Raw genomic sequence first — 22,175 nt, 5'->3', positions numbered from 1 at the left:
TATAGTTTGTTGTTTGGATTGTGGAACGCCGGTATACGAATGACCGGAAAGAGCGTGCACCTTAAAAGTTTAGCAGTTAAAAATAAAACGATAATTTTTATCCTTAACGACAAATATTTTTTGTTGGAAGTCTCGAATTTTAGGCACAAAAAAACCGGCCTAAGCCGGTTTTCGTTCAATAATTCATTCACTTAAAAATATGTAACTAAAAGGTATGAATGATGTTATTTTTTAGCCATTTCTTTTTTAACCATTACCGCTGAGGTAAGGACAAAAGCAATGATGAGCGCTAACTCCATGGAGTTCCCCTACAATTCAAAAGAAATTTCGCACTTATTATTAAGTTGCAAAGCCATCTTATCAAAAAAATAACAATATGACACTTTTTAATCACTAAACAACACGATGTGGATCAAAAAAAGGCGCATAACACGCCTTTCTAACTCAAATCCCAATAAATTGTTATGCCGTCACCCTACTCGTTAGGATAACCATTTGGGTTCATTGATTGCCACTTCCATCCATCGGCAGACATATCTTTTAATGTTCGTACCGCTTTCCACCCAAGGTCACGATTCGCTTTACTTGGATCAGCCCAACATTCAGCGATATCTCCAGGTCGGCGATCAACCACTTTATATGGCACTTCTTTACCGGAAGCTTCACTAAAGGCTTCGACCATATCAAGGACACTGTATCCATTTCCAGTACCGAGATTGTAGATATGTAGCCCTTCATCTTGTTTTAGCGTTTGTAGTGCTGCGATATGCCCATCAGCCAAATCCATGACGTGGATATAGTCTCGGACACCAGTGCCGTCTTTTGTTGGGTAGTCGTTACCAAATACCGATAAGAATTCACGACGTCCCACTGCGACTTGCGACACAAATGGCATGAGATTATTAGGGATACCCTGAGGATCTTCACCCATTTGACCACTTGGGTGCGAACCAACGGGATTAAAATAGCGCAGTAATGTAATGGTCCAATCTTGATTAGCCTTTTGGAAATCCGTTAGGCACTCCTCCACCATTAGTTTGCTGCGCCCATAAGGATTGGTTGCACTTAGTGGGAACGTTTCTGTGATTGGCACTGAAGCCGGATCACCATACACAGTAGCTGATGAGCTAAAAACAATATGTTTTACGCCAGCGTCTCGCATAGCGTCAACCAAAACCAAAGTACCGTTCACATTGTTGTCATAATACTCTAGCGGCTTTTCTACTGACTCACCAACGGCTTTTAAACCGGCAAAATGAATCACAGCATCAATATTATATTGCTTAAGCGCGTTGACCAACGCTGCTTTATCTCTCACATCCGCTTCAACAAATGTCGGGCGCGTACCAGAAACACTTTCAATGCGGTCAAGAACCGCCAATTTACTGTTGTATAAATTATCAAAAATGACGGGTGTCATACCGGCATTGATAAGTTGAACACACGTGTGGCTACCAATATAGCCTGCTCCGCCTGTTACTAGAATATTCATTAGCCAACTCCTTGTTTTTTTATGCCGCAAAGTATAGCGTAACTAGCTAATACATCACAATTTTTCCGTTGTTTGAAAGCGGTTGTTCGTCATACGACCGTATCGCTACATAAATTTATACCGCTGCATAGATTTATATCGCAGCATAGATTTATGTACGTTGCGACACTCTAGTAGGCTTTTGCCAGCGATTCAGGGTAACCACGTAACTTAGCTAAAGCCTTACCTCTTTGTTCAACCAAGTCTAACGAAAAGTCGTTAGTTAAAGAAAACGATTCCGTTGTTCTGACATCAAACCACTTTTTGGTGATTTTCTTTGCCGCTTCCAGCGCCGAGGAGGCCTTCACTATTTCTAGCCTAGCGTAGTTTTCATCTTCAAAACTGACATCGGCGGTTCTCAAGCTTGGGTTCGTCCCCGGTATTTGCTGGGCACCATAAAGTGGTTTCCCCGCAGGCAGCGCGCTTGAAAAACTGGGAACATACTGGCTAAGATGGGCTATAGCACTAAGTGTGCGCTGATTTTGCACATCGAATGACCAACCTTTTTCTACTTTACTTATAAGATAATGCGGCAAACACGGTTGTGCACTGCTTGAACTTGAGTGTGCAAGACCATCTTTAAACAAGGTGATGTCCCCGGTCATCCCGTGAAGCTGAAAGTAACCATCTGGGTAAGGGGTCAGTTGCGCCATGCCTTGAGGTGTCCCTCTTTCACCATGAAAGATAACTTCTGGCCATTTTTCGTTATTTGGCGTTTTCCAATGAGTCACATAGGCGGCTTTGAATTCGACCATACGCTGTCGACGATAATGCATTTGGTCGTCAATAATACCGGTGCGAAATCCGCAGGCATTGACAACATAATCATAGTATTCAGATGATTCGCCTTCGCTGGTTATTGTCATTCCATTTTCGCAGGGTTCAACATGATCAACCTTAACACCAGTGCGTATGGTTAAATTGGAGAGCTGTTCAGCTCCCAATTCAATCGTGGCGGCGACCCTAAATAGACTAAGACCGTACTCCTGCACCACATAAATGGGGTATTTCAGGCTATCAAGGTCGGTATTATTGGCAAATGGCGTTAACCAGTCATGGATCGTTTCTGGTGAAGACACACCTTGCTTACCTCTTAACGATTCCAATTCTTCTCGCTCAACGCGCTGAAAGTATCGCTCTGGATGACCGAGAACTTGGTTAGCAGGGTCTATTTCTACCAACTGCTGGTAAGTATTTTTTAGTAGTTCTAATCTTGGAAGCAAGGCATCAGGCTCGCCTTTATCATTCTTGGGTATGGCGATCACAGTCGGTCGACGATTGACGGTATGCGGGAAAAAGCGAACAAACGCAATAGACTGCTTGAGTAAGTCGATACAATCTTGATGAGAGAGTTCCCGATAGAGGTTTCCACCTGCATGAAGGTGACAGATCGGCGGTCCACTGACTAAACCAACATTTTTCTCAAATAATGTGACCTCAACACCTTGTTTTGCTAAATAGAGCGCGACAGTAGCCCCCGCTACTCCGCCTCCTATAATGGCAACACTTTTACCGCTGGTTACCTGAGCATTAACTGAGTTCATTGATTCGTTTTATCGTAAATTCGTTTAGTTTTTATCGTTATATAGAAGCACTATTTTATCGTGATAGGCTATTAAAAAAAATCACATTTTTCATAATGTTTTTCTTGACATAATTGCCCTGCATAACTGTTGAAAACACATTCCACGTTGCAAATTTCTCGCCATCACCGATACATCAATGGTTATCCTTTTATGACACAATTTTTACTTTTGAGTTATCCCAAATGTTATCCACCGTTTTTGTGGATAACTCAAAAAGCTCGCCATTAAACCCTATGATATTCCATTATTATTGGTACTAAGCATTTGTCGGATCAAAGAAAACAACACCGCTGCCAATGTGACAAACGCAAGAACCGGAACCACAAACCAAGTGGACAAGTGCCAGCTCCATGGCAGTTCAAAGCCCAACTTCATTATTAGACCAACAACAATTTCAGCGCCTAACGTCGCCACGAGTCCGGCAATTAATGCCATGATTCCATACTCAGACCAAATGGTTCGAACAATACGCTGACGACTGGCTCCTAGTGTGCGATACAAACGCAATTCATCTTGGCGCTGTGCCAAACTCAACCGTAACAGAGTAAAGATAAGCAAAACGCCAGCGAGGACACCCAATGCTGCGAGGACCGTAATTGACCAGACAATTTGTGACAATAATGACTGTATCTTGTCACCCATGATACGAATATCCATGAGACTGACGGTCGAATACTGCCTAGACAATGATGAGATCAACGCGTTGTCTTGCTGCTCTATTCTAAAACTCACCAGCCAAGCACTTGGTATGGCTTCCATTACATCGGGAGTGAAAATAAAATAGAAGTTAGGCTTCATGTCTCGCCATTCAACAAAACGGATTGAATTTACCTTGGCCGACACTACCTGACCGTTAATGGTAAACCCTAGTTCATCCCCAATTTGGATGTTAAGGCCTTCTGCTACTTTTTGTTCAACCGAAACGCCATTGGTTGTACTCCAAGCTCCCTCAATGACATCGTTATAGTCTGGAATAGCGTTTGCGTAGGTAAAGTTTAACTCGCGACTTAACGCATCAATCTCTTCCTCATCTTGTTGTTGCGCTTGTTGTGCATCCTCGCCATTAATTAACGTTAAACGACCACGTGAAATAGGAAATGCTTGAGAGCGCTGCACGGAATTGTCATCAAGGATTTGGAGATACGGCTCGATCTCATGTTCAGCGATATTAAGTGCAAACGCGTTAGGCGCATCAGCGGGTAATGTTCTTTGCCAATCATTTAGCAAATCAGTACGTACCAACCAAATAGTGGTAAGTAACATCAGTGACAGGCCCAAAGCCCCATACTGAAGCGCTGTGTGTCGCTTACTGCGATTAATTCGACTGATGGCCAACTTTAGAGAGACCGGCAATGAGACTCGACCCAGTAACCAGGTACATAAGACGCTTACCGCCCCCAAGACACCAAACAGGCCTGCTATCCCGGCCAGCAGGATCCAAATGAGCATGTTGTTTTGATAAACGACCACCAGCGGAACAAGTGGCACAACAAGTAGCAGATAAATCCACCCGAAGCGTTTTTCATCCACACTTTGCAGCACTTCAACCGATGAAACCGATACTAGCTTATATAAAGGGATCCCCAGTGCTGGAATACCAATTAGTAAACTTGACGCAACAGCAATCACGGCAGGCAGTACTCCATAGCTAGGCAAAGGACTCGGCAATAGCTCTGTCAACGGGATACGTAACAAATACTCCAAACCGATCCCAAGCAGCAGGCCGACGACAATAGCCATCGTCACCAACAAACCCGCTTGAATGGCTAACCAACGAACTACCCAACGCTTACTTGCTCCAAGGCTTTTCAACATGGCAACGGTCTTTCGACGACTTTGAACATAATTTTGGCAAGTCAGGACCAGCGTTGTCGCCGCCATAATAATGATGATGGCCACGGTCAGAGACAAATACTGCGTGGTTCGTTCAAAAATATCGTTACTACGACTTGCCGAGTCTTTGTCTCGCCAGCGATCGCTTGGAGACAGTGTGACATTTGTTTTTAATTCAGCGAGGGTGTCGTCACTTCCCGTTATGTAGGCTCTAAACTGTACACGGCTCCCAAGTTGAATGGCCCCCGTTGCTTCGACAGAGTTTTGATGAATATAAGCCGTGGGCATTTGTTGAAATGGATTAAAACTAATCCCTGGCTCTTCAACTATCAAACCACTAACAGCGAGTTCAGCGTCTCCAACCGCGACTATATCTCCCTGCTTTACCCCGAGCTGATCGGCAATTCTTTCATCTAACCAAAGTTCACCTGGACCCACATGATGCTGTTGGTGCGCATCAGATGCCAAGGTAAGCGTACCGCGTAGCGGAAATTCGTCGTCAACGGCCTTCACCGTGATCAACTGCATACCAGTGTCACTAAAAGACATTGTGGCAAAGCGCGTATAGAAAGATGTCTCTAGATTAGGGGCAGCAAACAACTCAAGGTTATCGTCTAAAATAGGGTTATCGGAAATATAGATAGTGTCCGCAGACAACGCATCTTTTCCCTGCTTGACGATCACTTGCTCCATACGTTCTGCCAGCGCAGCCAAACCAAAAATACAGGCAATAATCATGGTCAATGAAAGTGCTATTGGCCAAAGTTGCCCCTGCTTGATCTCATCAAAGCTCCACAGCAATAAACGCTTATTTACAGAGGAAGACATATTAATGATCCTCAGTTAATTGACCCGCGTTCATTAGGAACACTCGGTCACATCTTTTGGCTAAAGAAAGGTCATGCGTAACCAAAACGAGTGTTGTGCCGTGCTCTTGATTCAAATTGAATAGTAACTCCACTATTTTATGTGCCGTATTTTGGTCAAGATTACCGGTTGGTTCATCAGCAAACAGTATTTTGGGATTCGTCATAAATGCCCTAGCAATCGCGACGCGTTGCTGCTCACCTCCTGATAGTTGAGAAGGAAGGTGATCGAGTCTATGACCTAGCCCAACCGACTCCAACAACGTCGTGGCTTTTTCAATGTCCTCACTATCCCCTCTCAATAGACAGGGTAACGTGACGTTACCTAGTGCACTTAAGCTTGGAATCAGTAAGAAACTTTGAAATACAAAGCCCAAGTGTTGGCTTCTTAACGCTGCTCGTGCTTCGTCATCGAGTGTTGAAATCTTTTGTCCTAGCAACTCAATTTCACCAATACTTGGTACGTCTAGACCCGCAAGCAGTGTCATTAAGGTCGATTTACCAGCCCCGGAAGTACCAACAATAGCAATCGACTCGCCTCGCTCTATCGAAAGATTTACGTTTTCTAGGATTGTTAATTGCTCGGTTTTCGTAGACACTACTTTTGATACCGATTCGGCTTTTATGATGGAAGAACTCATGATCTGGCAACGTTCCTTTATAGTTTTATTTATTTTATCCCTAGCATCATTTCATGCTAAAGCCACCTCTATACTGATTCTCGGTGACAGCCTCAGTGCAGGTTACAATATGAAAGCCGAAGAGAGTTGGCCAACATTACTGCCCAGCTTATTATCGACCGCTGACGACGCCGTCACTGTAGTAAATGGCAGCGTGTCCGGTGACACCACTGGTAATGGCTTAGCCAAGTTACCTGCTTTGCTCGACAGCCATCAGCCCGATTATGTTCTTATTGAGCTCGGTGCTAACGATGGGCTCAGAGGCTTTCAGCCCAACATCGTTAAAAACAACCTTCTGCAACTCATACGCATGAGTCAAGATTCAGGAGCAAAGGTTATGCTAATGCAGATTCGTATTCCACCTAATTATGGAAAAAGGTACGCGAAAATGTTCGAGGCCATCTACCCAGAGATAGCCGAGCAAAGCGATATTCCTCTACTCCCGTTCTTCTTAGAGCAAGTCATCACCAAACCGGAATGGATGATGGATGATGGCCTTCACCCTAAAGCCATCGCCCAGCCATTTATTGCGGACACTGTGGCGAAAGAACTTCGCCCTTACCTGTAAAGTGAGTTCGGCGGTTTCAACTTAAGCGGTTTCAACTTAAGCAGTTTAAAGTAAAAAACAGAGACCGCCCTAATCACACTAATCACATTAATCACAAGAATAGTGAGCTCATCCTTTTAAGTTACTGGATGTAACAACGAAAAAAATAAAGGCACTCAAATCCCCAAAATTTACACATCTACATCGCTAAAATGAGATTTTAATGGTCTAGCTCAATATCGATTTGAAATTATTACGTTATTGTATGACTTTATCATCATCTTAGGTAGGTTGTAATTAATGATAATTGAACCAGTTATTCGCGGTGTTATTGCTCGCTCGGCGCATCCAGAAGGATGCAAAAAGGCCGTCGATAACCAAATTAAATACGTAAAATCCGCCGCTCCGATCAAAGATGGTCCGAAACGCGTACTTATTTTGGGTGCTTCGTCCGGATTTGGATTAGCGGCACGCATCGCATTAACATTTGGTGGCGCAGAAGCCGACACCATTGGTGTATCGTTTGAACACGGTCCTTCTGAAAAGGGCGTTGGTTCAGCGGGTTGGTACAACAATATCCACTTTAGACGTCGCGCCCAGCAAGCCGGTCGAAAAGCCGTTAATATTATTGGTGACGCGTACTCAGTAGAAACCCGTGAACAAGTGATTGAAGCCATAGAAACCTACTTTGAAGGTGAAGTGGATCTCATTATCTACAGCCTAGCTTCCGGGCGTCGCACAAAAGAAGATGGCAGTTATTGGCATTCCGCTATCAAACCTATCGGCGAAAGTGTGACGGGTGCGGTGATTAATCTCGAGACCCAACAATGGGAAAATACAACTCTCGAACCCGCAAGTGATTCTGAAGTCGAAGGCACTCTTAAAGTTATGGGTGGGGAAGACTGGGAGAATTGGATAGAAACCCTCATCAATACCGATTCCATTGCTAACGGATGCAAAACAGTCGCATTTTCGTATATCGGCCCAGAGATTACGCATCCCATTTATCTAGACGGCACATTAGGTCGAGCGAAAGTCGATTTACATCAAACGAGCCATGCACTCAATTTAGAGCTCGCGCCTCTCAATGGTAATGCCTATGCTGCGGTTTGTAAGGCTCTCGTCACTAAAGCAAGTGTTTTCATTCCTGGTTTAACCCCCTACTTGTTGGCGCTATACAAAACCATGAAAGAACAAGGGACTCATGAAGGCTGTATTGAACAAATGCAGCGATTGTTTGCCACAAAGCTTTATGGCCAAAGCAAAGTACCCGTTGATGGTGAGAGGTTACTACGAGTAGACGACTTAGAGTTAGACCCTGAAGTCCAAAAACAGGTTGCGAAGCGCTTGAGTCAGATGAACGAAAGTAACTTTAAAGAGATCGGCGATTTCGATGGCTTCCAGCAAGAATTTTTGAACCTTAATGGGTTTGGATTAGAAGGTATCGACTACGCTAAAAGAACTGACGTAGATAAACTGAAAACACTCACACCTTAGTTTAGCCACGCCCCGAGCGATGATCTCATATATGAGACACGTATAGATTTATTAGGCTTTCCCTGCTGCTGAGGGAAAGCCTTTTTTCTTCATACCCATTCAGTACGTATACTTATCCAGTGCATAACATTTTTAAACGTAGGTTTGACGTTGATAATTACCCACAGGATGTGGTGAACCGTAATGGAACAAACAGGAAGCACTTTCGAAATCAGCCCCTTAAAACCGTCTGATGCTAATATCATTTCAGACATCGTACGCGATCATTTGGCTTTTCACGCAGTGAAACCCTTTGGGTGGTGTATTGTGGCAGATAATCAGCTCATCATTCAATGGCTCTACCGAGCTGACAACGATCGGCATCAGTCGGCTTTTTTCCCCGTTATCCTCAATCACAAAAACACCACAAGCACTGAAGCTGAAATAGAAATAGAAGCTAATCTGCGTACATTGTTAGTGCCGCTCGGTTATTTAACGCACGACGCGAACTTACACTACCAATATTTGCCCGCTTCACATCATGGTTATCAGCTCGGCATATTTGCAGCTTCCCCACCGGCAGAGAACACAAGCCATCTTCTCAGCCTAGCGCTGACTCAAATCGACACGTTCTTGACCCAACGTCGACTCGCTGCAGAGCTATTTAATGCAAAGAAAAAGTTTCAACAGCAATTACAAAGCAAAGATAAGAAGATCGCCCAGCTTGATACTTTGGTTGAAACCTTAAAGGGGCAACATACCGAGCTCGGCACGCAAATGAAATTTCAAATCACCCATGACCCGGCAACAAAAATGCTTAACCGTTCTGGGTTTGAGCAGGCTCTTCAGCGTATCTTACGAAGTACGACTGTGAAATCAGGAAAAGTATACCTTTCGGTCATCTTTCTCCATTTCACTAACGGTGAGCGAGTACAAGCGCGTATTGGTTACCAATCTTTTGATCAGTTACTGAGTGAGTTTGAAAACAAGATCCACCAAAGTACACCGCACGTTAGCCACATCGCACGAATTTCCACCACAGAGATAGCTCTGGCGGCCATTGTTCCTTCGTTAGACGAACTATTTTTACCTAATTTGTGCCAAAGTCTGTCGAGCGTGGCTCGTGAAGGATTTATAATTGATCAACAAGAAGTTCATCTGCACACTTATATGGGCGTCGCTAACTCCTACCATACGCGTAACCCCACTAGCCTTATCAATAATGCCTATCAAGCGTCTGTGGCTTGTAAAGAGTCCGGTAGCCTCGTCAATGTATTTTCCTACGCGGATCAAATTGAACAAAAAGAGTTCAATCAACTGGAGAATTACTTATTGCAAGCGGTGCGAAATGACGACCTTATTTTGCACTTCCAACCTAAAGTAAACCTTGCCACCGGACAATGGACGGGCGCTGAGGTGTTGCTACGATGGAGACACCCTGTTTTGGGTGATGTATCAAATGAAGCGCTGATTCACATGGCTGAAAAAAATGGCTTAATTATCGAGGTCGGCTATTTTGTGTTGCGGAACGCGATAGATCGCGCTTCAGAGTGGATTCAAATTGCTCCAAAATTTCATTTATCTGTCAATGTGTCAGCAAAGCAGATTTGTGCATTAGACTTCGCGGACAAAGTTATCGATCTGCTCACTCAGCATGAACTCCCTCCTCGAAACTTGGAGCTAGAGTTAACTGAAAGTTGCCTGATCGGTAATTTTGATGTCGCAAGAAGTAATATAGAAAAGCTCAAGGCTAGAGGCGTGATGTTTGCTCTTGATGATTTCGGTACTGGTTACGCCTCTTTTAATTATTTAAAACAACTGCCCTTCGACGCACTCAAAATTGACAAAGAGTTTCTCAGTAACGTTTTATATAGTAAGCAAGATAAAGCCATTCTACGCTCAATTATCACCATTGCTAAAAAGCTGAACAAACAAGTTGTCGTAGAAGGCGTTGAAAGTGAAGCCCAAAGCGAGTTTATTCGAAAAGAGCGCTGTGATCTTGGTCAAGGCTATTTCTACGCTAAACCCATGCCTAGAGATGTGTTTGAAAGACAACTTATTAAACAATACCCTCTGCCCCAAAACTTTATCGTTCGTTAGACTATGCTTAACTACATCCTTTGAACTCGCTGAATATGCGTAAAAACAAGGAATAACGTCTTCTTGACAGGTAGAATGACGTTTATGTCTTTACCATCACTAGCGCGGCTCCTATAATCGCGCCCCAAACTCTAGAAATGCGGAATTTGCGTCATGGATCAATTGATAGCCAAACTAAAAAAAATTGAAAAACAGAACTACCGAGCCTACCAACAAATCAAAGGCCAATATGACTTTACTGATTTCGATTTTTATATTGATCATGTCCAATCCGACCCTTACGCTACCGCATCTCGCGTTCGCGCCTTTAGAAAATGGTCGCTAACGGGGCTGGAGTGGCTCAAGGCATGTTCACCAAGCTACCAAATTGCCGCTCGTGACTTTATTGCACGTACCTTTGCTGACTTCGCTAAACAAGAAAACAGTGTCTCGGTAACGTTAACCGGCCAAACGGTCATGGATTCAACATCGGTTGTATTTAGTGATGACGGTATCGAATTACGTTTTCGAGTTAACCTTCCAGCAGAAGGGCGTAATATTTTAGGCAAAAAAGCCGCTAATATCCTGACGTTCCACTTACCAAAATACATTCGTAAATGTACGTTAGAGCGTGAGATTGATGTTGATGCGCTTAAACATCATTGTGAAGTTGTTGAAGATCAAGACGCACTGCGCAACCAATTAAACGAACATGACTTGCTGGCTTTTGTCGCCAACGGCAGTGTGCTACCGCGTATCGCGGGTAACTGTGATTTTCCAATGAAAGATGCCATTGCGTTTGTTTCACCAAGCTCGCTAGAAGTGACACTGCAACGCCCTAATCACGGTGATGTGAAGGGAATGGGCATACCAAAAGGTGTGACTTTAATCGTTGGTGGTGGCTTCCATGGTAAATCAACGCTACTTAACGCCATCGAGCGATCTATCTACAACCACATTCCTGGTGATGGTCGCGAGTGCGTTGTTACCACAACAAACGCAACCAAAATCAAAGCAGAAGATGGTCGCTCAATTCACAACTTAAATTTGAGCAATTACATCAACCACCTACCATTTGGTAAAGAGACCAGCGACTTTAGTACTCAAGACGCCTCAGGCTCTACCTCTCAGGCTGCGTGGTTGCAAGAATCGATTGAAGCCGGAGCAACGGGAATCTTGATCGATGAAGATACCTCAGCAACCAACTTTATGATTCGTGATGAGCGCATGCAAGCGCTTGTGGCGAAAGGGGCTGAACCCATCACTCCGTTTGTTGATCGCGTTGGTCAATTGCGAGATGAACTAGACATCTCCACCATGATTGTCATGGGTGGCTCAGGCGATTATCTTGATGTTGCAAATACTGTGATTCAAATGCATGACTATCAGGCTATTGATGTGACAGAAAAAGCACAAGAAGTCGTTAAGCTGCACCCTAGTGAGCGCCAAAACGAGAGCGAGAAACCACTGGAAATGATTCCACCACGCCATGTCGATTCGGAGCACTTGATGTCGATTTTAGCGGAAGGTAAATTCCGGGTATCCGGGAAAAGCGGCAACGCTTTACGCTTTGGTAAAGAAACTATCGATCTCAAAGCACTGGAACAATTAGAGTCTAATGCTGAATTGAATGCAATTGGTTGGTTAATCTTTCAACTCGCGCAACAGCCTGGTTGGTCAGAACACCCGCCAAAAGCGATCGTCAGCCTGTTAGAGGGTGATTGGAGCTCTAGAATGCCTAATTCTGGTGACTTGGCAAAACCGCGCGTCGTTGATGCTCTTTCAGCATTGAATAGACTGCGTAGCGCTAAAATGCGCCAACCAAGATAAACGAATTAGCCGCCAATGCGATAAATCACCGCAAAACTTTGGATAGCCGTTTGTCTTCGTGACTATTTTTGTCTTCGTGACTATTTGAGTAGCGACCACGCTTGGCAGGCTAATTTAAACTGTTCAGCATCCCCTCCATCACGGTCGGGATGCCACTTCAATGCACAGCGACGCCACGCTTGGCGAATCTCGTTTAATGTTGCGCTTTCGTCCAAATTAAAAAAATCGTACGCTTTCTTTTGTGACATCGTCACGTCTTTAGCGCCAACATGGGACTGATATCGTTCCCAAAACTCATTCAATAATCGTTTTACTTCCAACGCATCCGCTTCGTAATGTGACCAATCTAAGTAATACTCACGCAGTGGATCGGAAGGTGAAATGCCATGATTAACCGCATCAAAAGGCATCAATTCGATACTCATTGCTTCCACATTTAGCCACTTTTCAGGCACCAACATCGCTTGTAGTTGATATAGCGCGTTCATCAGTAAAAAGTTACGTTTGAATAGATCTTTTTCAGGTTGCTCGTCGAGAATAGGGATTAGTTGATCGTTGATTAACTCCGATGCTAAGACATGAATTTTCCAACTGCTTGTACTTGCTTCTAAACGATTTAATACCGACCAAATTAATGGGTTGTCTTCCGTTCTAAACGCATGAACTTCGCTATTTCTCTTCTCTGTCAACACTTTGCTCCCTAATCCACTCTTTTTATGTTAGCACTACTCCAAATTTAATGCGTAGCTAAAAAGCGCGTTACCTTATCAAGCGCCCTTTCAAAACCGCTCTAACGCGCTAAATGCGTGACGTCACATCATGGTTGTATGTCTGTCTAGATTGGTTCAAACACAAAAAAGCCAGTGATCGTTATTCACTGGCTTTAGATTCACACGACCTAACGGCTGACAGGATTAGATTACACCGAGCTCTCGTAAACGTTCCATCAGATAACTGTCGGCAGTATAACGCTCTGATAACACGACTTCTGGTTTAGGATGCAAGAACAACGGTAACGATATTCTCGATTGTGTTTGCTTCTCACCCGTAGGGTTAATCACGCGATGCGTCGTGGACGGGAAATACCCCCCACTCGCTTCTTGTAACATGTCACCAATATTGATAATTAAATTGCCAAAATCACAAGGCACGTCTAACCAACCACCCTCTTGCGTTTTTACTTGCAATCCAGGCTCGTTCGCCGCCGGTAACACCGTCAATAGGTTAATATCTTCATGCGCTGCCGCTCTGATCGCTCCAGGCTCTTCATCACCCGTCATTGGCGGATAGTGCAATACTCGCAGTAGGGTCTTGTCACTATTGTTTATCATCTCCGACAAAGCGATTGAAAACTTTTCTTGTACATCTTTTGGCGCGTGCGATTCAACCCAGCCTAATAGCTCTTCGGCAAACGCATTAGCGCGAGTATAATAATCAAGAATTTCATTCTTAAGCTCTACTGGAATTTGCCCCCATGGATAGACATGAAAGTACTCTTTAATATCTTTCACCGCATGACCTTTGGCCACCTCGGAAACACTTGGCGGGAAATACCCATCTTGTGTTTCTACGTTAAAGCGATAACCTTCCTTTTCAGAAGAGTTAAAAAACGCTTGCCAGTTTTGATAAATGGACTCTACCAAAGACTTCGGAATGGGATGGTTTTTTAGTACACCGAAGCCGGTTTCTCGTAGCGATTGAACAAATAGTTCTGGAGCATTTGGGGCTAAATAGTCGACAGTTTCTAATTTCATGACTTCACTTTGTTATCTTTATTGTTGTGGGGCGATGTTAAGAAAAAGTTAGCGCAGTTTCAAAGTATTGCAGACTCTATTTCAGTAATAACCACTCACAACGTGAATCTCATCACATAAAATTTTAATGCATTAAAAAGTGAAGCCTACAATTGCGCTAGTGCGTTCGACCGCGATTTAGTCACCAACGGTGATATAACGCCAAATTGATATTGTAGGGCCAAATGTATAACCGAACTCTAGCTCCCTACCCTCTACTGCCGTTAGCTACTGCATCACGTACACTATCTGGTCGCTTTCTAGCGGTATATTTGCCATCGTCCATTGTTGATGCTCCCATATTAAATGCTTCGGGAGCCGTATTCACGTCGTAGCCATTCTCCAGTACTGGGCGAACCACACCGTCCGCTGCACCCAAAGAGAGTTGGTGTTGAGCAACCTCCTCATTTTGTGTTAAGGAGAAAGAAGAAATAGAAAGTAACGTAATGGCAATAATTAATTGAGTCATTAGACCGCTCCTTAATTGAGTGTTAATAATTGAGTCGCTGCCTTGCTGTCTCATCTTGATTTGATTAATTACACGCAGTGTTGATGTAACATCAGGAATTTATTTGTACTTTTTTAATTCTTCGTAGCTAAGTCCTAAAATGACGGTCAATGCTTTCTTGCTATAACCTTGTTTAAGAAGATTCTTTACTATCTCTATCTGCTCAGGATTCAGGGCTATGCTGGTACTGCCACGTGCCTCCCGTAACTTCTGCTTAAGGGTCATCTATTAAGCCTCTGTTTGTTAAAAATTTCATAATCAGCAAATGACAAGTGTCGTAAGATCTCCTGTATAGCGGTATCCTTTTGGCTTTAGGGATTGCACTGAAGCTTTAGGGATGTACTGAAGCTTTTGCTCATCCCGCCGTAAAATCGGACGTATTAATCTTAAGGATCTCCCTAGCCCACCAGTAATACTGATACATGCTATTTAACGTTTGTTAAGGATTGGATGTCATGGGCGACTTACGCCCTTGAACTAAGCAGCAACGTAAACTTCAGTGTTGAATCCGATAATAATTGGAGTGGAGTAAATTAAAACAGATTGACGAGCTATATAATTAGCGCCACTTAAATTATTGGTTTCACCCCTATTTGTATGACTATTGTAATAGAGCATATCTGTTTAAAAAAGATACACACCATCAGCTTGGCTGATAGAGCCATTTCCAGTCCGTTGCCGATAGATCTGAGGCCGTACCTTCAGTAAGATCTCGACTCGTTCCTCCCTTACGGACTACTCCATACTTGACGTTTGCCACTTTATCGCTGGTAATCGGCCTAGGTTTAACTAATGCTAACGCTGCATGCTCTGATAGCGCAAACAGTGACGGTAAACTGGGCAACAATATAAGACGCACTTGGGAATAAGGTGAAATTTTAGTACACAAACGCCTAATCACTCCATACGTGAGGCGCATAATGACAATGGCGCATCCGGCGATACACACTCTTAGAATAAATGTACTATATTGATTCAATTGAAACTTGGTAAGGAGTATGAATGACTGTTACATTCGTGCAGCGCCCCACACTGGTGGTCTTGACCGCGCTTTATACTGTCATCCAAGGATTTTCATCGATAGCGCCACACTCGCGCGCGGTTTGGGTTGCTGAAATTATCCCGGCTATCAGTATTTTGGCCCTCATCTGGATGGTTTCTCGTCGATTCACCTTCTCTAATCTCGCCTATATATTGATGTTCATTTGGTTGGCTCTGCATACCATCGGTGCAAAATATACCTTTGCAGAAGTCCCATTTAATTGGTTTAACGAATTGATCGGCTCAGAACGAAACAACTTTGACCGCGTTGCTCACTTCTCAATTGGTTTGTATGCGTTTGCAATAGCAGAATATGTTTACCAAACCAACGTAATGAACCGAATACCAGCCACCTTATTCGCTTTATTCGCGATTATGAGTTTAGCCGCCGCGTATGAAATTATTGAGTGGTGGTATGCTGTGCTAGCAGGAGGCGATGAAGGCATTGCGTTTTTAGGCTCGCAAGGCGACATTTGGGATGCTCAAAAGGACATGCTCTGTGACACGGCAGGCGCTATAACGTCATTATTGCTGTTTCTCGTTCTCACACGCCACCGTTCACTTTCCCAATAATAAACATGGACTGAGAAAGGTTTTGCATAACTAAGGGTTTGCACGACTAAGTGCTTAGGCACCTAGGTCGCCCTTAGCGCAATACAATAGAAAAGTCGCTCATTTATGGGCGACATTTCCGAACAGATTAAGGTTTTGCAAGACTTAAGGGTTTACATGACTCTTCAACCAGTTTAAATACGGTCGATACCCCGCCTCTATGGGCAACGCTACAATTTGCGGCACGTCATAATCATGAAGTTCAATGATCAAGCGTTCGAGTTTAGAATACGCCTCGTTAGTGGACTTGATAATAAGTAAAATCTCTTGTTCGTTGCACACTTTACCCTCCCACATATAGTGGCTGCCGATCACCTGAGTTTGGATGCAAGCCGCCAATTGTTTTTCCAACAACGCCGAAATAATAAGATTTGCTTGCTGATCATTTGGCACTGTAGTGAGCACTGTTATCGCGTTAGATTTCACTAATCTTCTCCCATTTACTTCATGCGGACCTTGCCACCTACCATCTTGATAGCAGGCGTACCGCGAACTAAGGTATCGCGCCCAAACACACTGTCACAGTGCGGACAAACGCCTAAACTTCGAGTGTAGTCTTCGGTAATTCGTTCCTTAAAACACTTTACCAACGCACCCTTACCGCCTTTTTTGTATCGATAGAGTTTTGCACCACATTTGCTGCAAAACACATCCACTGATTTGGACGGGGCTTTACTATTGGGCTTTGCCATCACTAATAACTCTTGTTACTTGTGCATTCAGTCAGTGCCGTGTCCTTTTGGAACTTCGCGTTGTGATTCAGCTCATCTGACACCTGCTGGCTTTGATAAATCAATTCATCAGGTTTCACCCAGACCTGGCTAAAGTCAAACCATCCGAGAGCATTGCATTTGGCGTTTTGCAAACTACCACAATGGTCTTTACTGATACCCAACCAGCAGTGAAACATCGGAATGACTTGGTAGCTTTGGACAAGTTGTTTGGCAATTTCTTGTGCTGGGAACTTATAATCCTGTTGGCTTCGCCATTCTTCCACTAACATCGACCACGCCAAAAAGTCCTTTGGCTTGGACATTAATTCGATGCCACTATAATCCAATAACCAACCAGCAATCGCCTCTTCCCGTTTCGTCGCAATACCCATCGGTCTGATCCAGATATCCACACTGTCAGCATCAGGAGAGTCATGACCATAGCGAATAAACTGGGTACGTATTCCGTCTTGTTTCAACAGCTCTTCTATTGCTCGTGAAATGTTTGGAAACGTAGGATGCTCCGAGTAATAGGCGATCTTAAGATCTCTGGTGAGTTCGAGTCCTGGCATGCTCATATCATTGACAGCTTGAGCTTGTATTGGCTGATGATACCAACCTGGTTTTAACCCGTGAGCCGGAATAATGCCCAAATCCGTTACGGTACTTTCTGGTAACTTTTTGAATATAGCTAAAGACGTGAGCTTTTTAGTCAAATAACGTGCCCACGCGTCGTCTTTCGCAAGACCACTAACACGGTTTAGCAGCAAGTAGGTACAACCCGGATCAAGATCGATGTCATCATGTTTTTCAGAGCGCGCTCCAGGGATAGGGTCGGCTAACGTAGGAAATACCAATGTAGAATGAGGTTCATCAATGATCCAAACTTCTACCGTATCGAGGAGTGGTCGATAGCCGAAGTAGCCGTCAAACGCCGAAAGAATCAATCGTTTGTCATTATTTGTAGTGACACTATAAGGGCCTGTGCCTATAGGGAATCGGTCGAAATCATCGTTTCTCATACTGGGTGGTGGTAAGACTTTTGCGCTGATTTCTGCAAATAGGAAAGCCGCTTGAAAGTCAGGTTTTGAAAAGTGCACATCGAGCACCCAAGGTGACGGGCTCACCGCCTTATCAATATGAGAAAAAAGGTTCGATGTTTTTAATGACTCTACGCTGGAAATAATGTGCTCGATCGTCAGTAATTCACCATTATGAAAACGCACACCAGGTCGGATGTAAAAACGCCAATGACAATCGCTCAACTGCTGCCAATGATGAGCAAGATCCGGTTTGATATCGTCATGCTCATCGAGCTTCGTTAACCCGCTAAATACTTGCCTAGCGATATGCAATTCCGAGCGTCGTAGCGGTTTTGCCGGATTGAGCATAGAGAGTGCGCGATAGTACGGTAGACGTATAACTTGTTTACCATCAGTCTGCGTGACCCCCAAGTAGCTTTGAATCACTTGACTAAGGCGGTTGGCATCCTTTTCTAAGACATTCAGAGCATGCCCAATTCGTCCTTCTTCGAGGTAGCGGCGAGCAAGTGTCTCACTCACATCGTTGCGGTTTTGTTTGAAATTTAACGCAGAGAGCTTGCCACGACCTGCTGCGGGATGCCATTCAATCCATCCCGCCTCTTCAAGCTTGTTAAGTACAATCCGAGCATTACGACGGGTACAAAACAATATTTCGGTGATATCGTCGAGCTGTGTTTCAGCATTTTGACCAGAGAAATGTTCGAATAGAATTTCAAACTGTTTACGAAGACGAGGACTACTCATAAAGAGGAAACACTTAGGAAATGGCTTTGGTCTTAGTTTCCTCTTTAAGAGTACAATTAGCAAGTTACAAAGACAGAACCTCGATTCCTGTCTCATTAGCAATCAGTTGGATCTGCTGTGGATTATCCAAACGAATGGACCATTTGCACTCCGCACCATTAGCCGAAATAACGCAAGCGGGTAAAATGAGTTGAACCGCATCCACTTGGGCTTGCAACGTTGTATGATTGCCTGATAAACGAACCACTATTTCATGAGGCGTCATCAACACTTTACCGCCACTAAATTCGACCGTCATGATGTGACTCTTTTGTGTTTTTTAACCGCTATTGTCAAACGGCTCGTGCAGACCAATCGTTGTTGAGAGTCGCTGATATCAATTTGCCACACCTGAGTAGACACACCTAAGTGAACGGGTGTTGCACAACCGATAACATGTCCCGAACGCATCGCTCGTACATGATTAGCATTAATATCTAACCCTACACAATAGTGATTTTCATCAACACAATAGTTAGCCGCAAGTGAACCCAGCGTTTCAGCTAACACCACTGACGCGCCGCCGTGTAGCATCCCTAGGGGTTGATGAGTAAAACTGCAGACTGGCATAGTGGCAGACAGAGAATTGTCGGTAAAATCCGTGTATTCAATTTGCAAATGTTCTATCAGTGTATTCTCGGAAGTGCGATTTAGCGCAGCTAATGAGAGTTTCTTCTTCCAAATACTCACTGTTAAATCCTATACTTAGAGCCATTAATGAAAAGTATGATGCCTTGAGTTTTTTCGTTTGGCAAATATCAAGAAGAATAACCGCTCACAGCGACGCTGTCTTATACGTGGTCTGATACCACAACAAACAGCAAGCACTGGCACGGATGCATAGGAGTAGTAACATCATGAACACTTTGGCAAAAGCAGGAGCCGCCGCGATCATCACATCTTTTATTGCAGCGTGCTCGTCGTCACCTACCGGACGCAACCAATTAATCCTATTTTCAGATAGCCAAATGAGCCAGCTGGGTGCACAGTCTTTTGAACAAATGAAGAAAGAACAAAAAATTAGTACTCACCAAGCAACCAACGCGTACGTGCAATGTGTGGCAAAAACTATTACCGACCATGTTCCACCCCAAGCCGAATTTTCTGAGTGGGAAGTGGTGGTATTCGACAGTGATCAAGTTAATGCTTTCGCTTTACCAGGCGGTAAAATTGGCGTTTATACTGGATTACTCAATGTCGCGGTCACACCAGACCAACTTGCTACGGTTATCGGCCACGAAATCGCTCACGTTCTTGCCGACCACAGTAACGAACGGTTGTCACAATCTCAACTCGCCAATACTGGTATGCAAATTACTAATGTCGCATTAGGCGGATCACAGTATCAAAATGTGACCATGGCGGCACTGGGTGTCGGCGTTCAGTATGGGGTAATCCTACCCTATGGACGAACTCAAGAATCTGAAGCTGATATTGTCGGCCTAGAACTAATGGCAAAAAGTGGCTTTGACCCGCGACAAAGTGTCGATTTGTGGAAAAACATGGCGAAAGCATCCGGTGGCAATCAACCACCAGAACTGCTCTCAACCCACCCTTCACACGACACCCGCATCAACGATCTTAAAGCCAAGACTGCGACATTACCCGATTACGCCACTAAGGCCCCAAACTGTAAAAAAACCTAGTGTTTAACCCTCATTACTAATCACTTCGTTCTGGTTTATTCGGCAATATTTGTCGATTCCATCACTCAAACATTCATGCGGTGTTCCTTACACCGCCTTTTCCGATAATCCTCTCCTCCTTACATTCCCATATCCACCAGTACAGTCACTATTATTCGTTTTGTCACACTTAACACATTTTAACCTTGCTTTTACTAATATTTTACATGACATTAACAACTGGTCTAATCAGTAAAAGTCCTCCTTCATCTCCAAATACTACGATGAAAGTTGGGAAGATATTCCGCGACCTGATAATAGCCCGTTACTAGCTCGTTTGAGAATATTGCTTAAAAAGGGAATTTAAAATGAAAAAAAGAGCGCTCCTCACGCCCATTATATTGGGGGTTATCACACCTGCCTCGCTTGCCGCTGGCTTTCAAGCAAACGAACATTCAGCGTCTGGTTTAGGTCGAGCGTTTTCAGGCGAGGGTGCCGTCGCCGATAACGCCAGTGTGCTCGCTAGAAATCCGGCCGCTATGACCTTATTTGATAATGCACAATTTTCAGGTGCAATCACTCTCGTCGACCCCAACGTGAACATTACTGATGAAACCAACAACCAACAAATGAAAGATGTGGCTCCCATGCAATTTGTGCCTGGTGCCTATTACATAAGCCCGATCAATGAACAGTGGGCGTGGGGAATTGGGCTGTTTAGTACTTATGGTGTCGCAACCGATTACCCTGACAATGCGTATGCCGGTGACTTAGCTGGCGATACTTCACTAATTTCTGTGAACTTAAACCCAAACATTGCCTATCGTATTAATGATCAGTTCTCCCTCGGTGCTGGCGTCAATTTTGTTTATGCGGAAGCAGAACTAAATCGTCACAAAGGCGCATTAGCACCATTTTTAGGTGGCTCTGCGAGTGACATGCTCATTTCAATGAAAGGTGAAACTTATGCGTTTGGTTGGAACCTTGGTGCACTATATGAAGTCAATGACAACCACCGCTTTGGTTTCTCGTACCGCTCGGCTATCGATCTTGCGTTCGAAGACGGGGATTTCTCCAGCTATGACAGTGGTATTTCAACTCCCCCTAACACAAAGGCAGATTTAGACGTGACCTTACCCGCGATTTGGGAGTTTTCTGGCTATCATAAAGTGGCAGAAAAATGGGCGATTCATTACGGACTACAGCGTACAGAGTGGAGCAGTTTTAAAGAGCTTAAAGCAACATCCCCGACCTGTGCTGGCGGTAGTGTGCCCGGAGAGTGCTTCTATAAAAAAGAAAACTATGAGGACAGTAACCGTTACTCAGCAGGATTTACCCACTATCTAACTCATGATTGGACACTGCGTGCGGGGTTTGCGTTAGATAAACAAGCAGGTGAAGCGACACTAAGCATCCCAGATTCAGACCGTTATTGGTATTCAGCGGGCATCACTTATCAAATGAGCTCGGCGCTTTCAGTGGATGCGGGTTTGACGTTTCTTCAAGGAAAGTCCGGATCATTTACCGAAGTCGACAAGTTAGGTCAGGAGTTGCAATTTAGTGGAGATTCCACGGCGTATATTGGCGCACTTCAAGTTAACTACCAATTCAACTAAGTCAGTAAGGATA

Annotated in this window: 19 protein-coding genes and 1 pseudogene; 7 read left to right on the top strand and 13 right to left on the bottom strand. The window is 44.1% G+C overall.

The features are described from left to right. Positions 1–475 precede the first annotated feature (475 nt). From galE to M9196_RS18215, 4 genes are all read right to left on the bottom strand, one after another. Positions 476–1,492 (bottom strand): UDP-glucose 4-epimerase GalE, encoded by a 1,017-nt coding sequence (galE, locus tag M9196_RS18230; RefSeq protein WP_250618942.1) that lies wholly within the window; start codon positions 1,490–1,492, stop codon positions 476–478. Positions 1,493–1,662: 170 nt separating this feature from the next. Then, positions 1,663–3,075, bottom strand: a complete 1,413-nt coding sequence (locus M9196_RS18225) for an FAD-dependent oxidoreductase (protein WP_250618941.1) — start codon at positions 3,073–3,075, stop codon at positions 1,663–1,665. A gap of 273 nt (positions 3,076–3,348) precedes the next feature. After that, complete coding sequence (locus M9196_RS18220; RefSeq protein WP_250618940.1) at positions 3,349–5,778, bottom strand: ABC transporter permease; 2,430 nt, start codon at positions 5,776–5,778, stop codon at positions 3,349–3,351. Position 5,779: 1 nt separating this feature from the next. Then, positions 5,780–6,457 carry an ABC transporter ATP-binding protein gene (locus tag M9196_RS18215; RefSeq protein ID WP_250618939.1) on the bottom strand — a complete coding sequence of 226 codons (678 nt, stop codon included), beginning with the start codon at positions 6,455–6,457 and terminating at the stop codon, positions 5,780–5,782. On the opposite strand from M9196_RS18215, the gene M9196_RS18210 reads away from it, so the two are divergent. The 4 genes from M9196_RS18210 to M9196_RS18195 all read left to right on the top strand — a co-directional run bounded on the left by M9196_RS18210 (position 6,456) and on the right by M9196_RS18195 (position 12,428). Continuing rightward, complete coding sequence (locus tag M9196_RS18210) at positions 6,456–7,064, top strand: arylesterase (RefSeq protein WP_250618938.1); 609 nt, start codon at positions 6,456–6,458, stop codon at positions 7,062–7,064. The genes M9196_RS18215 and M9196_RS18210 overlap by 2 nt on opposite strands. Positions 7,065–7,343: 279 nt before the next feature. Beyond that, positions 7,344–8,540 carry an enoyl-ACP reductase FabV gene (gene fabV / locus M9196_RS18205; RefSeq protein ID WP_250618937.1) on the top strand — a complete coding sequence of 399 codons (1,197 nt, stop codon included), beginning with the start codon at positions 7,344–7,346 and terminating at the stop codon, positions 8,538–8,540. Between the two features lie 183 nt (positions 8,541–8,723). Further along, entirely contained in the window at positions 8,724–10,619 is a 1,896-nt protein-coding gene (locus M9196_RS18200) for a putative bifunctional diguanylate cyclase/phosphodiesterase (RefSeq protein WP_250618936.1), read from the top strand. Positions 10,620–10,772: 153 nt separating this feature from the next. Continuing rightward, the gene (locus M9196_RS18195) at positions 10,773–12,428 is read left to right on the top strand and encodes an ABC-ATPase domain-containing protein (protein WP_250618935.1); all 1,656 of its coding nucleotides are present in this window, start codon (positions 10,773–10,775) and stop codon (positions 12,426–12,428) included. An 80-nt stretch (positions 12,429–12,508) separates the two neighbouring features. Here M9196_RS18195 and M9196_RS18190 read toward each other — a convergent pair whose 3' ends face one another. The 4 genes from M9196_RS18190 to M9196_RS18175 all read right to left on the bottom strand — a co-directional run bounded on the left by M9196_RS18190 (position 12,509) and on the right by M9196_RS18175 (position 15,576). Beyond that, entirely contained in the window at positions 12,509–13,117 is a 609-nt protein-coding gene (locus tag M9196_RS18190; protein ID WP_250618934.1) for a DNA-J related domain-containing protein, read from the bottom strand. A 225-nt stretch (positions 13,118–13,342) separates the two neighbouring features. After that, positions 13,343–14,182 carry an isopenicillin N synthase family dioxygenase gene (locus M9196_RS18185; RefSeq protein WP_250618933.1) on the bottom strand — a complete coding sequence of 280 codons (840 nt, stop codon included), beginning with the start codon at positions 14,180–14,182 and terminating at the stop codon, positions 13,343–13,345. A gap of 247 nt (positions 14,183–14,429) precedes the next feature. Further along, entirely contained in the window at positions 14,430–14,690 is a 261-nt protein-coding gene (locus M9196_RS18180) for a hypothetical protein (protein WP_250618932.1), read from the bottom strand. Positions 14,691–15,372: 682 nt separating this feature from the next. Beyond that, positions 15,373–15,576, bottom strand: a complete 204-nt coding sequence (locus M9196_RS18175; protein WP_250618931.1) for a hypothetical protein — start codon at positions 15,574–15,576, stop codon at positions 15,373–15,375. A gap of 155 nt (positions 15,577–15,731) precedes the next feature. Between M9196_RS18175 and M9196_RS18170 the strand changes: the two genes are divergently transcribed. Then, entirely contained in the window at positions 15,732–16,343 is a 612-nt protein-coding gene (locus M9196_RS18170) for a DUF2238 domain-containing protein (RefSeq protein ID WP_250618930.1), read from the top strand. Between the two features lie 144 nt (positions 16,344–16,487). Here M9196_RS18170 and cutA read toward each other — a convergent pair whose 3' ends face one another. From cutA to M9196_RS18145, 5 genes and pseudogenes are all read right to left on the bottom strand, one after another. Beyond that, positions 16,488–16,808 carry a divalent-cation tolerance protein CutA gene (cutA, locus tag M9196_RS18165; RefSeq protein WP_250618929.1) on the bottom strand — a complete coding sequence of 107 codons (321 nt, stop codon included), beginning with the start codon at positions 16,806–16,808 and terminating at the stop codon, positions 16,488–16,490. A 14-nt stretch (positions 16,809–16,822) separates the two neighbouring features. Continuing rightward, entirely contained in the window at positions 16,823–17,074 is a 252-nt protein-coding gene (locus tag M9196_RS18160; RefSeq protein ID WP_250618928.1) for a hypothetical protein, read from the bottom strand. Positions 17,075–17,181: 107 nt separating this feature from the next. Next, positions 17,182–18,882: pseudogene (locus M9196_RS18155) on the bottom strand (SgrR family transcriptional regulator); the annotation flags it as partial. A gap of 64 nt (positions 18,883–18,946) precedes the next feature. Continuing rightward, positions 18,947–19,180 carry a DUF3389 domain-containing protein gene (locus tag M9196_RS18150; RefSeq protein ID WP_250618927.1) on the bottom strand — a complete coding sequence of 78 codons (234 nt, stop codon included), beginning with the start codon at positions 19,178–19,180 and terminating at the stop codon, positions 18,947–18,949. Then, positions 19,177–19,611: a hotdog fold thioesterase gene (locus M9196_RS18145; protein WP_250618926.1), complete on the bottom strand. Its 435-nt coding sequence runs from the start codon at positions 19,609–19,611 to the stop codon at positions 19,177–19,179. Before M9196_RS18145 ends, M9196_RS18150 begins: the two co-directional genes overlap by 4 nt. Positions 19,612–19,778: 167 nt before the next feature. Between M9196_RS18145 and M9196_RS18140 the strand changes: the two genes are divergently transcribed. Next, positions 19,779–20,567 (top strand): M48 family metallopeptidase, encoded by a 789-nt coding sequence (locus M9196_RS18140; protein ID WP_250618925.1) that lies wholly within the window; start codon positions 19,779–19,781, stop codon positions 20,565–20,567. Positions 20,568–20,914: 347 nt separating this feature from the next. Next, the gene (locus tag M9196_RS18135; RefSeq protein ID WP_250618924.1) at positions 20,915–22,162 is read left to right on the top strand and encodes an outer membrane protein transport protein; all 1,248 of its coding nucleotides are present in this window, start codon (positions 20,915–20,917) and stop codon (positions 22,160–22,162) included. Positions 22,163–22,175: the final 13 nt, after the last annotated feature.

It is taken from the genome of Vibrio methylphosphonaticus (assembly GCF_023634655.1).
Classification (GTDB): Bacteria; Pseudomonadota; Gammaproteobacteria; order Enterobacterales; family Vibrionaceae; genus Vibrio; species Vibrio methylphosphonaticus.
The sequence above is the reverse complement of the archived record's forward strand: the minus strand, read 5'-3'. Positions and strand labels throughout refer to the sequence as shown.